Source organism: Streptomyces radicis, from assembly GCF_003626575.1.
GTDB lineage: Bacteria > Actinomycetota > Actinomycetes > Streptomycetales > Streptomycetaceae > Streptomyces > Streptomyces radicis.
Genome location: NZ_RBDY01000029.1, coordinates 55,070 through 68,626 on the forward strand (window position 1 = coordinate 55,070; position 13,557 = coordinate 68,626).

Annotated in this window: 10 protein-coding genes; 3 read left to right on the forward strand and 7 right to left on the reverse strand. The window is 73.6% G+C overall.

Features of this window, described 5'->3' with window-relative positions:
- Nucleotide 1: 1 nt before the first annotated feature.
- Nucleotides 2-868, forward strand: a complete 867-nt coding sequence (locus D7318_RS26520; RefSeq protein ID WP_120699767.1) for a sugar phosphate isomerase/epimerase family protein — start codon at nt 2-4, stop codon at nt 866-868.
- 88 nt (nt 869-956) lie between these two features.
- The gene (locus D7318_RS26525) at nt 957-4,052 is read left to right on the forward strand and encodes a ThuA domain-containing protein (protein ID WP_230424111.1); all 3,096 of its coding nucleotides are present in this window, start codon (nt 957-959) and stop codon (nt 4,050-4,052) included.
- A 28-nt stretch (nt 4,053-4,080) separates the two neighbouring features.
- On the opposite strand, the gene D7318_RS26530 is transcribed toward D7318_RS26525, so the two are convergent.
- On the reverse strand, nt 4,081-4,836 hold the full coding sequence (locus D7318_RS26530; RefSeq protein ID WP_120699740.1) for an SDR family NAD(P)-dependent oxidoreductase: 756 nt from the start codon (nt 4,834-4,836) through the stop codon (nt 4,081-4,083).
- Between the two features lie 271 nt (nt 4,837-5,107).
- On the opposite strand from D7318_RS26530, the gene D7318_RS26535 reads away from it, so the two are divergent.
- On the forward strand, nt 5,108-6,271 hold the full coding sequence (locus tag D7318_RS26535; protein WP_120699741.1) for a lactonase family protein: 1,164 nt from the start codon (nt 5,108-5,110) through the stop codon (nt 6,269-6,271).
- Nucleotides 6,272-6,294: 23 nt separating this feature from the next.
- Here D7318_RS26535 and D7318_RS26540 read toward each other — a convergent pair whose 3' ends face one another.
- The 6 genes from D7318_RS26540 to D7318_RS26565 form a co-directional block, all read right to left on the reverse strand.
- Nucleotides 6,295-7,080 carry an SDR family oxidoreductase gene (locus D7318_RS26540; RefSeq protein WP_120699742.1) on the reverse strand — a complete coding sequence of 262 codons (786 nt, stop codon included), beginning with the start codon at nt 7,078-7,080 and terminating at the stop codon, nt 6,295-6,297.
- A 154-nt stretch (nt 7,081-7,234) separates the two neighbouring features.
- On the reverse strand, nt 7,235-8,713 hold the full coding sequence (locus tag D7318_RS26545) for an MFS transporter (protein WP_120699743.1): 1,479 nt from the start codon (nt 8,711-8,713) through the stop codon (nt 7,235-7,237).
- Nucleotides 8,714-8,830: 117 nt separating this feature from the next.
- Nucleotides 8,831-9,502 (reverse strand): hypothetical protein, encoded by a 672-nt coding sequence (locus tag D7318_RS26550; RefSeq protein ID WP_230424113.1) that lies wholly within the window; start codon nt 9,500-9,502, stop codon nt 8,831-8,833.
- A complete protein-coding gene (locus D7318_RS26555) occupies nt 9,489-11,084 on the reverse strand; it encodes a vWA domain-containing protein (protein WP_120699744.1) in 1,596 nt (531 codons plus the stop codon). Before D7318_RS26555 ends, D7318_RS26550 begins: the two co-directional genes overlap by 14 nt.
- On the reverse strand, nt 11,081-12,268 hold the full coding sequence (locus D7318_RS26560; RefSeq protein WP_120699745.1) for a toxic anion resistance protein: 1,188 nt from the start codon (nt 12,266-12,268) through the stop codon (nt 11,081-11,083). The genes D7318_RS26555 and D7318_RS26560 overlap by 4 nt, the downstream gene beginning before the upstream one ends.
- 55 nt (nt 12,269-12,323) lie before the next feature.
- Nucleotides 12,324-13,373, reverse strand: a complete 1,050-nt coding sequence (locus D7318_RS26565) for a hypothetical protein (RefSeq protein WP_120699746.1) — start codon at nt 13,371-13,373, stop codon at nt 12,324-12,326.
- Nucleotides 13,374-13,557: the final 184 nt, after the last annotated feature.

Below are 13,557 nucleotides of genomic sequence, written 5' to 3' on the forward strand. Positions count from 1 at the left end.
GATGGCGACCCTGACCGTCGGGGCGAACCCCTGGATCTGGCACTCGCCCGTGGACACGGCGGCGCTGGAGACGACCGTGCCGCGGCTTGCCCGTTGGGGCTTCGACGCGGTCGAGCTGCCGTTGGAGAACGCGGGCGACTGGCGGCCGGAACCCACCGCGGCCCTGCTGCGCGACCACGGCGTCGCCCCCGCGGCGGTCGTCGGCGTCATGCCGCCGGGGCGCGACCTGGTGCGCACCACGCCCGCCACGGTCGCCGCCACCCGTGACTACCTCAGGCGGTGCGTCGACGCGGCGCACGGGATCGGCGCCCCGGTGGTCGCGGGCCCGCTCTACGCCGCCGTCGGCCGCGTCTGGCGGCTCTCCCCCGCCGAACGGGCCGCCGCCTACGAGGAGTTGCGGGCGGGGCTCGCCCCGGTGGTCGAGCACGCCCGCGCCGCCGGTGTGGTCCTGGCGATCGAGCCGCTCAACCGCTACGAGACCAGCCTGCTCAACACGGTCGCCCAGACGCTCACCGCCCTCGACGGCCTCCCGCCCGACGGGATCGGCGTCGCCCTCGACACCTACCACCAGAACATCGAGGAGCGGAGCCTGCCCGCGGCGGTCCACGCCGCCGCGGGGCGCGTCGCCCATGTCCAGGTGTGCGCCAACGACCGGGGCACCCCGGGCGCCGACCACCTGGACTGGCCCGGGTTCCTCCGGGCCCTGACGACCGGCGGCTACCAAGGGCCGCTGTGCGTCGAGTCGTTCACCGCGCACAACGAGACCATCGCGGTCGCCGCCTCCGTGTGGCGGCCCCTGGCGGACGGCCAGGACGCCATCGCCGTCGAGGGGCTCGCCTTCCTGCGCCGGACGATCGCCGCCCTCTGAGACCCCACGCCACTCCGCTGTCCCCCACCGGGAGCGGCGCACCCGCAACGAGAGGACCCCCACTGTGTTCAGCCTGCCCCAAAAACGGGTGAGAGCCGCCCTGGCGCTCGCCCTCGCCCCCCTTCTCGCCCTCGGCGCGTGGCCGTCGGCCGCCGCCGACGAGCCCGACGAGGGCGCGGCGTTCCGCGCCCTGCTGTTCACGCGGGCCGTGGGCTATGTGCACGACTCCATCCCCGCGGGCATCCAGATGTTCGAAGAGGAGGCCGCCGAGCACGACATCGAGCTGGTCGAGACGGACGACCCGGCGATCTTCAACGACGCCGACCTGGCCGGGTTCGACGCGATCGTGATGCTCCAGAACTCCGGCATGGTCTGGGAGACCGACGCCCAACGGGCCGCCACGCAGGGCTATGTGGCCGCGGGCGGCGGCGTCGTGGCGTTGCACAACACCCTGGACATGGGCATCGAGGAGGAGTTCCCCTGGTGGGACGAGCTGGTCAACGGCGGCGCGCACATGCCCGCGCACTCCCCCGGCGTGCTCCAGGGAACGGCCCATGTCGCCGACCGTTCGCACCCCTCGACGGCGGGCCTGCCCGAGCGGTGGGAACGCCCCGAGGAGTGGTACAACTTCGACGCCAACCCCCGCGGTGACGTCCATGTCCTGGTGACCGCCGACGAGTCGACCTACGACCCCGGCGGCGAGGCCATGGGCCCCGACCACCCCATCTCGTGGTGCCGCGAGGCCGAGGGCGGCAAGGTGTGGGCCACCGCGATGGGCCACGACGCGGCGTCGTACGCCGAGGAGCCGTTCCGCGAGCACGTGATCGGCGGCCTGAAGTGGGCGGCCGGGGCCCTGCCTGGCGACTGCGGCGGCACCGTGTGGGACAACTACGACAAGGTGACGCTCGACGACGACACGACCGACCCGATGGAGCTGGACGTCGCCGACGACGGCCGCGTCTTCTACGCCCAGCGCGGCGGGGAGCTGCGGATCCACGACCCCGCGACCAACGCCTCGGTCACCGCGGGCACCCTCGACGTCTACACCGGCGGCGAGGACGGCCTGGTCGGGCTCGCCCTCGACCCCGACTTCGCGGCCAACGGCTGGGTGTACCTCTATTACGCGCCCGCCGACGCCGAAGAGGACATCAACCGGCTCTCCCGCTTCACCGTCGAGGGAGACACCCTGGACCCCGCGAGCGAGCGGGTGCTGCTCGACGTCCCCGCCTACCGCGACCGGACCTATCCCGAGCCCGGGCACACGGGCGGCAGCCTGGCGTTCGGGCCCGACGGCTCGCTCTATCTGGGCACGGGCGACGACGTGCCGCCCAACCTCTCGCCGGACTGGCAGGGTTGGGCCCCGATCGACTGGCGCGAGGGCCAGGAGATGCTGGACGCGGCGCGCACCGCGGGCAGCACCGACGACCTGCGCGGCAAGCTGCTGCGGATCACGCCGACCGACGAGGGCGGCTACACGATCCCCGAGGGCAACCTCTTCGCGCCGGGCACGGAGCGCACGCTGCCCGAGATCTACGCGATGGGCTTCCGCAATCCGTTCCGCTTCGACGTCGACCCGGCCACGGGCTTCGTGCACCTGAGCGACTACGGCCCCGACCGCGGCGGCCCCACCACCGAGCGCGGGCCCGAGGGCCTGGTGGAGTACAACATCATCAAGGAGCCCGGCAACTACGGCTGGCCGTTCTGCCACGGGAACAACCAGCCGTACGCGCCCTACGACCCCGACACCGGCGAGGTCGGCGAGAAGTTCGACTGCGCGGCCCCGACCAATCCCTCGCCCAACAACACGGGTCTGACCGAGCTGCCGCCCGTCGAGCTGCCACAGGTCTGGTACGGCTACGACGTCTCTGACGAGTTCCCCGAGATGGGCGAGGGCGGCTCGGCCCCGATGAGCGGCCCGGTCTACGACTACGACCCGGACAACGCCTCGCCCACCAAGTTCCCCGCCTACTTCGACGGGGCGCACTTCTTCTACGAGTGGGGCCGCGACTACATCAAGGAGATCCAGCTCGACGCGGACGACGACGTGCTGAAGATCAACGACTTCCTGTCCACGCTGGAGTTCGCCAGCCCGATGGACATGACGTTCGGCCCCGACGGGTCGCTCTACCTCCTGGAGTGGGGCACCGAGTTCGGCGGCGGCAACAACGACTCGGGGCTCTACCGGATCGACTACACCCCGGGCGGCAGATCGCCGCGCGTCACGGCCACCGCCTCGGTCACCGACGGCCCGGCGCCGCTCACCGTCGACTTCTCCAGCGAGGGCACGAGCGACCCGGACGGCGGGGAGCTGACGTTCGCGTGGGACTTCGAGAGCGACGGAACGGTGGACTCGACCGAGCCCCACGCCTCGTACACCTATGAGGAGCCCGGCGAGTACACGGCGCGGTTGACGGTCACCGACCCCGACGGCAACAGCGGCTTCGACAACGTGCCCATCACCGTGGGCAACACGGCCCCGACCGTGGAGATCGACTTCCCGGTGGACGGCCGACTCATCGAGTTCGGCGAGCAGATCCCCTACCGGGTGACGGTCACCGACCCTGAGGACGGCGAGATCGACTGCTCACGGGTGTTCGTCAACCCGGCACTCGGCCATGACGACCACGAGCACGCGACGTCCGACCTGCCGGGCTGCGAGGGCACGGTGGACACCGGCGACCTCGGCGGCCACCCCGAGGGCGCCGACCTCTACTACGTCATCAACGCCCGCTACACCGACGAGGGCGCCGAGGGCACGGGGGCGCTGACCGGCTACGACCGCGCGGTGCTCGAGCCCCGGCACAAGCAGGCCGAGTACCGCGACGCCCAGTCGGGCACGAGGATCGTCGCGCAGGAGGGCGCGGAGAACGGCGAGCGGATCGGGGACATCAGCGACGGCGACTGGATCGCGTTCGAGCCCATGAGCCTCGAGGGCACGGCCACGGTGAGCTACCGGATCTCGTCGCCTTACGGCGGCGGAATGATCGAGCTGCGCGCGGGCAGCCCCGAGGGTGAGCTGGTGGCAAGCACCCCGGTGCACAACACGGGTGACTGGGACGTCTACGAGTCGACACCGCCGGTGGCCGTGGCGGATCTCGCGGGGACGCACCGGCTGTACGCGGTGTTCAGGGCGGCCCAGGACAACTCGTTCGACGTGGACTCGCTGCTGTTCTCGGCGGACTGACCGGCCCGGGGCCTGCGTCCCCGCGCTGTCAGGCGCGGGGGCGGAGGCGCAGCCCCTGCATGCCGCCGTCCACGGCCAGGTCGGTGCCGGTGGTCGCGGCCGAGCGGGGGCTGGCCAGATAGGCGATGGCCCCGGCGATCTCGTCGGCGCTGACCAGGCGGCCCGACGGCTGGCGGGCCTCGAGGGCGGCGCGTTCGGCGGCGGGGTCGTCGGCCGCGTCGAGCAGCCTGGCCACCCATGGGGTGTCCGCGGTGCCGGGGTTGACACAGGTGACACGGATGCCGTCGTGGATGAGGTCGGCGGCGGTCGCGCGTGTCAGGGAGAGGACCGCGCCCTTGGTGGCGGAGTAGAGCGCCCGGTCGGGCAGCCCCGCGGTGGCGGCGATCGAGCACGTGTTGACGATGGCCGCGTGCGCGGAGGCCCGCAGGTGCGGCAGGGCGGCGCGGGTGGTGCGGACCATGCCGAGGACGTTCACCTCCCACAGGCGGCGCCACTCGTCGTCGGAGTTGTCCTCGATGGTGCCCCGGGCGCCGATGCCCGCGTTGTTGACCAGGATGTCGAGGCCGCCGAGGGCGGTGGCGGCCTCGGCGACCGCGGCGCGCACGGCGTCGTCGTCGGCGACGTCGGCGCGGACGCCGATCAGCGGCTCGGGGACCTCGGGCACCAGGTCGAGGCAGGCCACGCGGGCCCCCCGCCGGGCGAGGAGGGTGGCGGTCGCCAGGCCGATGCCCGAGGCGCCGCCGGTGACGACGGCGGCGAGCCCGGCGAATTCCTGGTCGCTCACGTGAGGGTCCTCTCTCGCGCATACATAGGACCGATTTATAGTCCGTCCATCGACCCGCCGTCCAGGGCCGGATCAACGCCCCTGGCCAGGGCCGCAGTTGCCGGAGGGGCGATCGGCCGAGCCCATCGAGACATGGGATGTGCGGCCCGCGTCGGGTCCCGGAACCCGACCACGCCCCTTCCCCAGGGGCCGCACGGCGGTGATCCTGTACCGGCACGACCACGGGCCCCGCGCTCTCCCCCACACACACCGTTCGACGAGGAGAAATCCGATGACCCCACAGGTCTCACGCCGCACGATGCTCAGCGTGATCGGCGCGACCGCGGGCGGCCTGCCCCTCGCCGGGGGCGCCGCGGCGAGCCCGGCGCGGGTGGACCCGTTCCGCTTCTATCTCGGCGCCTACAGCGGAGGCGACCCGGCCCATGGCATCGGGGTCGCGAGCGCCGACGAGGCCAGCGGGGCCCTGGCGCTCGACGGGGTGGTGCCGACGGCCGACCCCTCGTTCCTCGCCCTGTCCGCGGGGGCCACCGTGCTGTACGCGGCCAACGAGAAGGACGACGGCGGCGTCACCGCGTTCGCCGTGGCCGACGACGGCACGGTCGGGGCGCCGCTCGGCAGCGCGCCGAGCGGCGGCGCGCACCCCTGTCACCTCGCCGTGCACCCGGCGGGTGGCCACCTGTTCACGGCCAACTACGGCTCGGGCACGGTGGGCGTGGTGGCGCTCGGCGAGGACGGCGCCCCGGGCGAGGTGCTCCAGGTCGTCCAGCACACCGGCTCGGGCCCCGACCCCGACCGGCAGGAGGGCCCGCACGCCCACCAGGTGGTCCCGGTCGGGGGCGGTGAGCGGCTGTTCGCCGTGGACCTGGGCACGGACTCGGTGCACCTCTACGCGTTCGACGCCGCCGCGGGGCGCCTCACGCCCGAGGCCGAGGTGAAGCTGGCGCCCGGCTCGGGCCCCCGTCACCTCGTTGTCCACCCCGGGGGCCGCACCGTCTATGTCCTGGGCGAGCTCGACTCGACGCTGACCGCGTGCGCCTATGACGCCGAGGCGGGCACCCTCACCCCGGGCACGGCCGTCGCGACGCTGCCCGACGGCACCTCGCCCGAGGGCAACTTCCCCGCGGCGATCCTGGTCTCGTCCGACGGCCGGTTCGTCTACGCCTCCAACCGCGGCCACGACAGCGTCGCCGTCTTCTCCGTCGAGGGCGACGACGAGGCCGCCCCCCGGCTGATCGCCACCCACCCGTGCGGGGGCGCGGGGCCGCGCCACATGATCCTCGACGCGGCCGGGACGCGCCTCTACATCGCCAACCAGACCACCGGATCCGTCGCCGTCCTCGACCGCGACCCCGCCACGGGGGCGCTCTCCCCCGGCGGCGGCGACCTGGGGTTCGCGCGGGTCTCCTGCGTCCTGCCCGCCGCCACAGCCCCCTGATCGGCGGCGCCCGGCGGGGCCGTTCACACCGTGGCCACGGTCCCGCCGTCGATCGTGTACTCCACGCCTGAGATCGAGGCGGCCCGGTCGGAGGCGAGGAAGGCGACCAGCTCGGCGACCTCCTCGGGCTCGCTCGGCCGCCCGATCGGGATGCCGCCGAGTGAGTCCATCAACTCCCCGAGCGCGGCCTCCCGATCGCCGTCGAGCCGCTGGGAGACGCGGTCCACGAGGCGCTCGGCCGACTCGGTGCGGATGAAGCCGGGTGCCACGCAGTTGACGCGGACGCCGCGCGGGGCGACCTCCTTGGCGAGCCCCTTGCTGTAGGTGGTCAGCCCCGCCTTGGCCGCCGCGTATCCCAGCGTGCTGTCGTAGAGGGGCATCCGGCTCTGGATCGAGGTCACATGGACGATGGCGCCCGAGCCGCGCTCGATCATGCCGGGCAGCAGTCCCCGGTCGAGGCGGACCGCGCCCAGCAGGTTGAGCTGCATCTCGGCCAGCCAGATGTCCTCGGTCAGGGCCGCGAAGCCGCCCGCGGGGGCGTCGCTGCCGCCGACGGTGGTGACCAGGACGTCCACGCCGCCGAGCCGTTCGAGCACCGCGTCGACCACGTCGGCGGCGCCCTCGGCGGTGCTGATGTCCCCGCCGACGAACGTGTCGGGGTCGGTGTCGTCGGCCGGGCGCCGCGCGGTGACGAGCACCGTGGCCCCCGCCGCGGCCAGCCGCGCGACCACGGCCCGCCCCGTGCCGCTGGTGCCGCCCGCGACCAGGGCACGCTTGCCCTCGAACCCTTCGGACAGGGAAGTCCCCATCGCCGTTGCCCTCCACGCCAGTTGTGACCACCAGAAGTGTGACTTCTAAAACAGAAGTAACGACGACGACCCTAGCAAGGCCCTGCCAGGGCGGGCATCGAGGGGAGGCCCGCGGGGCCCGGCCGAGCCGCGGGCGAGCACCGCGCCGGCGGGGTCAGCCCTTGAGGCGTGAGAACAGCGGCGGGGAGTGGTAGGCGGCGGTGCGGCCCCCGAACCACTCCTGCACCTTCGGGGCCTGCGGGCGGGCGCCGCCGGTGACATAGAGGGCGACGAGAAGCGCCGCGCCTCCCGCGACGATGTACATGACGATGGCCACGGTGACCTTGAACCCGTCGGCGATGCCCTCGTCCTCCGCGAGGTGCAGCAGGATCGGCCCCACGAGGAACGCCGCCTCGGAGCGCAGGAGTTCGACGAGCGCGAAGATCGAGCCGATCGCGACCGCGGGCACCGAGAAGCCCGCGAGGAAGAGCGCGGGGGTCACGCCGGCGCCCGCGCCGAAGCCGAGGAAGAACGAGGCCACCGGCACGATCACCGACGCGTTGCCCGGGGTGAGCGTCAGCAGGATCAGCGCCGCGACGCCGACGCTGAGCAGCCCGGTGAGCGCGAAGACCGGCGTCCAGCGGGTGAGCACGAGGCGGCGGAAGCAGTAGGAGGCCAGGACGATCCCGACGAGCTGGGCGGTGAGCAGGGCGCCGACCTTGACGGGGCTGTAGCGCGGGACCACCAGCAGATACGACTCGGTCAGCTCGATGAGCGTGGTGAACGCCGCGCCCGTGACCATCGCGGCGACGATGCCGGTGACCGGGAGGGTGTTGCTGATGGGCCTGACCGGCATCAGGGGGTTCTTGGCGCGGTACTGCCCGACGATGAGGATGACGCCGATGAGCACGCCCACGATGACCGGCAGCAGGAAGACCAGGCTGCCGAACGTGCCGCGGGTCAGCCAGGAGACGCCGAAGAACGGCAGCGCCGTCACGGCAAGGGCCGGGGGGATCGCGAACCAGTCGAACCGCGCGCCTGGCGCGAGCGGGGCGTTGGTCTCGAAGGTCAGGACGCCGATGAGCAGGCCGAGGGCGGCGAGGACGGTGAGCGCGACGAACAGCAGCCGCCAGTTGCCCGCGTCGCCGATGAGCCCGCCCACGAGCGGCCCGAGCGTCACCATGCCGAAGAGGCCGATGCTGACGACCATGGCCGTGGTGGGCAGCTCGTGGATGTTCCTGCGGGTGATCAGCGGCGGCAGCGCGGCGACGAGCAGCATGCCGGTGCACAGGCCCTGGAGGATCAGGCCCGTGGCGAACTGCCCGACGCCCTGCGCGCTCAACGCCACCACCGAGGCCGCGACGAAGCCGACCTCGCACACGAAGTAGACGCGCCGCCTCGGCCAGCGCTGGGTGAGGTCGGCCGCGGCGACCGCGCCGAACGCGTATCCGGCGTTGGCCAGGCCGATGGCCACCTGGAGCTCGAACGGGGTGGCCGCCAGGTCCCGCATCAGTGTGGGCGCCATCAGGGATGTGGCCGTCGTCAGGACGAGGAAGGGGCAGAGTGCCAGCAGGACGAGGGCCACGGCGGCGGGGTAGCTTCCGGCGAGCGGCACGCCGGTCAGGACTCGTGGCGAGGGGAATGGGGACCGCATGTCGCCTCCGAGGAGTGGTGGCCGAACGCCCCCGGTCTCGCGGGACGCGCCGGCTCAGCGTAAGACGACATGATCTTGCGAACGGTGAACTGACACGCCGTCACCCAGGTGCCGCGATCAGCCGGGCGCGGGGCCCCCGGCGAGGGGTTCGGGCGGCTCGGGTTCGCCGGTCCTGGACTCGAGATAGGTGGTGTGGGTCCGCTGGCGGCGCTCCTGCGACTCGCGCACCGCGGCGGCGACCATGGCCAACTCGCCGTTCAGCAGCTCAAGTTGGCGTCCGAGATGGCGCTCGGGCGGGTCGGCCCCCGGCTGGAGCCTGGCCCACCAGCGGGTGCGCTGGTAGGCGTCGAACGCCTCGGGGACGTCGGTGCGCACGGCGCGGCCCAGGATGTGCACCGCCTCGGGGTCGGCGGCGATCTCGTCCGCGACCCAGCCGGGTTCGAGGAGGGCGGCGAGCAGCCCGTCGAGCTCGGCGGCGGGCGCGACGGCCTCATCCGGCACGTCGAGGGCGGCGAGATAGCCGCGCAGGGCGGCGAAGTCGCCGCGGATCGCGTCCAGTTCGGCGCCCGGGCCCGCGGGGCCAGCGAACGGCGGTGGCGCGGTCCTCTCGGGCGGGGCGATCAGCGCGCCCGCGCCGTAGAGGCCCGCGACCACGATCGGCCAGTACGCCCCGGCGAGGCCGGTGAACACCGTCACCAGGCCGACGAGCCCGCACGCGCAGCCCGTGAGGTTCTTCCGCGACTCCAGATAGGCCAGCGCCCGGGCCGCTCCCCCGCTACTGGTAGCCACGGATCTCCTGGAAGGCGTCATCGAGCGAGCCGTTGACCGCGTCGAACAGCTCGCCGCCCGTCAGGTCGGCGATCCCCTGGAGCTCGGCCCGGTCGGAGTCGCCGAACAGGATGGTGAACACCGGCACATGCCGCTGCTCGTCGGCCAGCGCCGCGTGGAAGGTCTGGAAGTCGGCGGCGAGGACGTCGTCGCGGTTCTCGCCGTCCGTCATCAGCACGATGGAGGTGAACGCGTCCTGCGCGCCCTCGGCGGCGAGCAGCTCGTACGCCTCGATCAGGCTGGCGTAGACGGCGGTCTCGCCCTCGGCGACCAGGCCGTCCACGCCCGAGCGGATCCCGGCCAGGGCGTCCTCGCGGCCCTCCGCCTCGACGGTCCAGGTGTCGGTGGAGACGACCGCGTCGTTGAACGGGATCAGCGTCACCTCCTCGCGGTCCCTGAACCGCTGCCCCGCGGGGTTGTCGGCGCCGGTGAGGCGGCGCAGCGCGTCCTGGAGCGCGGCCAGCCGGTCCCCGGCCATCGAGCCCGAGGTGTCGAGCACGTAGAGGGTGCGGGAGGGGCGGCGCAGCTCGCCGTCGTAGGCGTCGAGCAGGCCGTCGGCGACGTCGAGCGACCCTGGGTAGGGCAGCTCGCGGCGCTGCCCCTGCGGGATGGCGTCCGCGGGCGCGACCTCGCCCGAGACCGGGCGGCGCAGCGTCTCCTGGGTGAGGGCGTGCTGCGCGTCGGCGCCGCGCAGGTACGCGCCGAGGAGGCGCAGCGCCTCGACCGCCTCGGGCGAGGCGGAGGAGAGGGTGGTGAGCGGGTAGCGGGCGGTGACCACGCCGTCGAGCGGGCGCGCCACCTCGAGGTCGGCGGTCCCCGCGCGGTCCAGGCTGAGCAGCACGGACTCGTAGTTGATCAACGCGTCCACGTCGTCGCGCTGCTGGAACGCCTCGGCGAGCCAGCCCGAAGAGCCCGAGGTGAGCCGTTGCCCGGCGAACAGCTCACGCAGCCGCGCGGCGCTGCCCGCGACGTCGTCGGCGGTGAGCGCGGACTGGGCGCCCGAGAGCGCGGAGGTCACCGAGATCAGCGCGCTGTAGCCGGAGTTGGAGCGCGTCGGGTCGGTCATGCCGAACGTCAGGTCGCCCGCGGCCGCGGCCTCGTGGACCTGGGACCAGGTGAGGTCGTCGGGCCGCCAGCCCAGCCGGTCAAGGGCCTCGGGGCGCAGGCCGAGGGCGACGGGCGAGGTCATGACGGAGGTCTCGGTGAGGATGCGCTGCGCGGCCTCGGGGTGCAGCCGCAGATAGTCGTTGGTGGCCAGCCACACGCCGTCGTAGGCGCCGTCGGCCTGGCCCGAGACGACCATGCGGGTGGCGTCGAGGGTGCCGACGCGGGTGATCTCGGCCCGGACGCCGGTCTCATCGGCGGCCCGTTCGAGCAGGAACTCCATGTCGGCGAGCTCGCTGCCCGCCAGGATCCTGACCGTTTCCGCGGCCGCGACCCCGCCGTCACCCCCGTCGCCGTCGCCGTCCGAGCCGCCGGTGCAGGCCGTTGCCGCCAGCGCGAGGGCGCCGAGCAGGGCGGCGATCCGGGTGCGCGCTCTCATGCGAGGCCCCCTTCGCGCTGGTCGGCGGCGCGGGAGCGCTCCAGGTGGCCCGCGGCGTCGCCCAGCTCGTCGGACAGGGCGCGGGCGGTGGCCGCCATGGCCTCGGTGGCCTGCGCCTTGTAGGTGTCGATGGTGTCGAGGGTGCGGTAGATCTGCTGGAACGCGGCGCGCAGCGTCTCGGCGCCGACGGCCGGGTCGGCGGCCATCTTCTGGATCTCGCCGCTCTGGGTGGCGAGCATCTCGGCGTTGCCGCGGACCAGTTCATCGGTGGTGGTGCGCAGGGCGGTGACCTGTTCGCCGACCTTGCGCTGGTTCTCCAGGGCGGCGGAGAGCATGATGCCGATGCGCAGCGCGGTGACGGTGGTGGTGGCCGCGCGGTCGACGCCCTTGATCAGCTCCTCGTTGTTGCGGCGCACGACGTCCATGGCGAGGTAGCCCTGGGCGCAGACCGCGAGCTGGGTCAGCAGGTCCTGGTGCTTCTGGCGGACCGGGAAGAGGATGTCGGCGCGCAGCGCGGTCGCCTGGTCGGGGTCGGTGGCCTCCACGTGCTCGACGCGGCGTCGCAGCTCGTCGTCGAGCGCCTCGGTGAGGACCGCGTACTCCTGGAGCTTGCCCATGGTGTCCCACAGCCGGGCGCGCTCGGTGTGCATGGTGGCGCTGTCGCGGCGCAGCTCGTCCTGGCCTGCCCGCAGGGTGGCCACGATCTTCTGGAGCGTGCCCTGGGCCGACGCGTAACGCGCCAGGTGGTCGCGGAACTTGTTGCCGCCGGGCAGTCGGGACAGCAGCCGCCGCACCCCGCCGGACGACGACTCGCGCGGGTCGAGGTCCTCCACGGTGCGGCGCAGGTCGAGCAGCGAGGAGGAGACGCGGGCCTGGGCGTCGGCCGCGTCGCCGCCCGCGCCGTGGGAGAGCGAGCGGACGCTGCGGTCGAGCATGCGGTTGGACTGCTGGGCCGCGGCGCGCATCTCGGCCGAGCCGAGGGAGGTGACCTCGCCGACGCGGGAGGAGAACTCCGGTGAGCGCGCGTCGAGTTCGGACAGCGAGTCCACATAGCTCGCGGCGCGGCGGCTCAGCTCGTCGCGGGTGTCGGCGTCCAGCGGCACCAGGCCTGACGCCTGCTCGGCGCGGACCGGGGCGACGGGCTCGGGTGGTGTGAGGACCAGTGGGTTCTCGGTGTCGGTCATGGCTCCCCCTCGGTGAAGTCCTGCGCTCGGTGAAGTCCTGCACGGTGGTCGGCGCTCAGCCCCTGGCGCGCTCGGCCATGGCGCGGAGCACGTCGGCGGTGGGCACGGGCGCCTGGCGCACCCCGTCGAGGCCGTCCCTGAGGTAGCCGGAGTGCGCGGCGGTGGCCTCCGTGAACTCGGCGGTGGCGCCCTGCGGCCTGAAGCCGTGCCGTACGGCGAGGCGGCGCAGCTCGGGGTCGTTCGTCAGCACCTCGCCGAGGCGCCGCCCGCCCTCGGTGAGCGGCACCAGCGTGTGGTCGCTCGTCGCCGTGGTGTCCGGGTAGAGCACCACCATGTCGCCCGCGCCGGCGCCGCCGATCAGCAGCGAGGCGACCTGGGACTCGTAGGCGAGGACGAGCGGGTTGCCGATGCCGCTGACGAAGTCGCGGAACGGGCCGTCGGAGCTGGACTGCTGGGTGCCCTGGACCCGCACGAGCGTGCGCAGCAGGGGCGCGGTGCGCTCGATGGCGGCGTCGTCGGCGACGACCTGCCCGTCGTTGGCGACGAAGGAGGCGGCGGCGAGGTAGAGCGCGCCCGAGTTGGAGGTGAGGGGGTCGGTGCTCGACACGTAGAGCGCGCCGCTGAGGCCGTCCTGCGCCAGGGCGCCGTCCAGCTCCTGCCAGGTGCGGCCCTCCTCGACGGCGGCCAGGTACTCGGCCATGGCCAGCCGCCCGACGTTGGCGCCCTCGAGCGAGGCCAGGCCGTTGGCGGCGAGCACCTCGGCCGCCTGGCGGTGGGCGAGCACCACGAGCGGCGAGTAGAAGGGCCGCAGCGGGGCGCCCACGTCGCCGTGGTCGGCGCGCAGCGCGTCGGCGGGTCCCTGGCTGGAGGGGAACGCGAAGTCGTGGCCCGCGAGGTCCACGTCGTCCATGGCCCAGGAGCCGACGGGCTGGGCCCGCACGGTCAGCCCCTCGTCGGCGAGGGCGGCCACCACCTCGGGGTCGGCGAAGAACTCCGCCTTCTCCGAGCCGATCACGCCGCTCACCGTGGCCGGGCCGCCGCCCCCTTCGTCGTCGGTGTCACGGCCGACGACGACCGCGGCGCCGACGCCGGCCAGCAGCAGCACTCCCAGGAGAATCCCCCATACCCGTCTCACGATGTGAAGCTTCCTCAGCCGACGCCACCGCCGGGCATCGGGAAGGTGGCCGGGAGGTGAAGCGCCAGTCGCGGATCACAACGGGCCTGCGCGCGCGGCGCGTTGGCCCGATCGGGCACCGGAGGGAGGCTCGGGAGCGCAAGTCGCCAAGGCG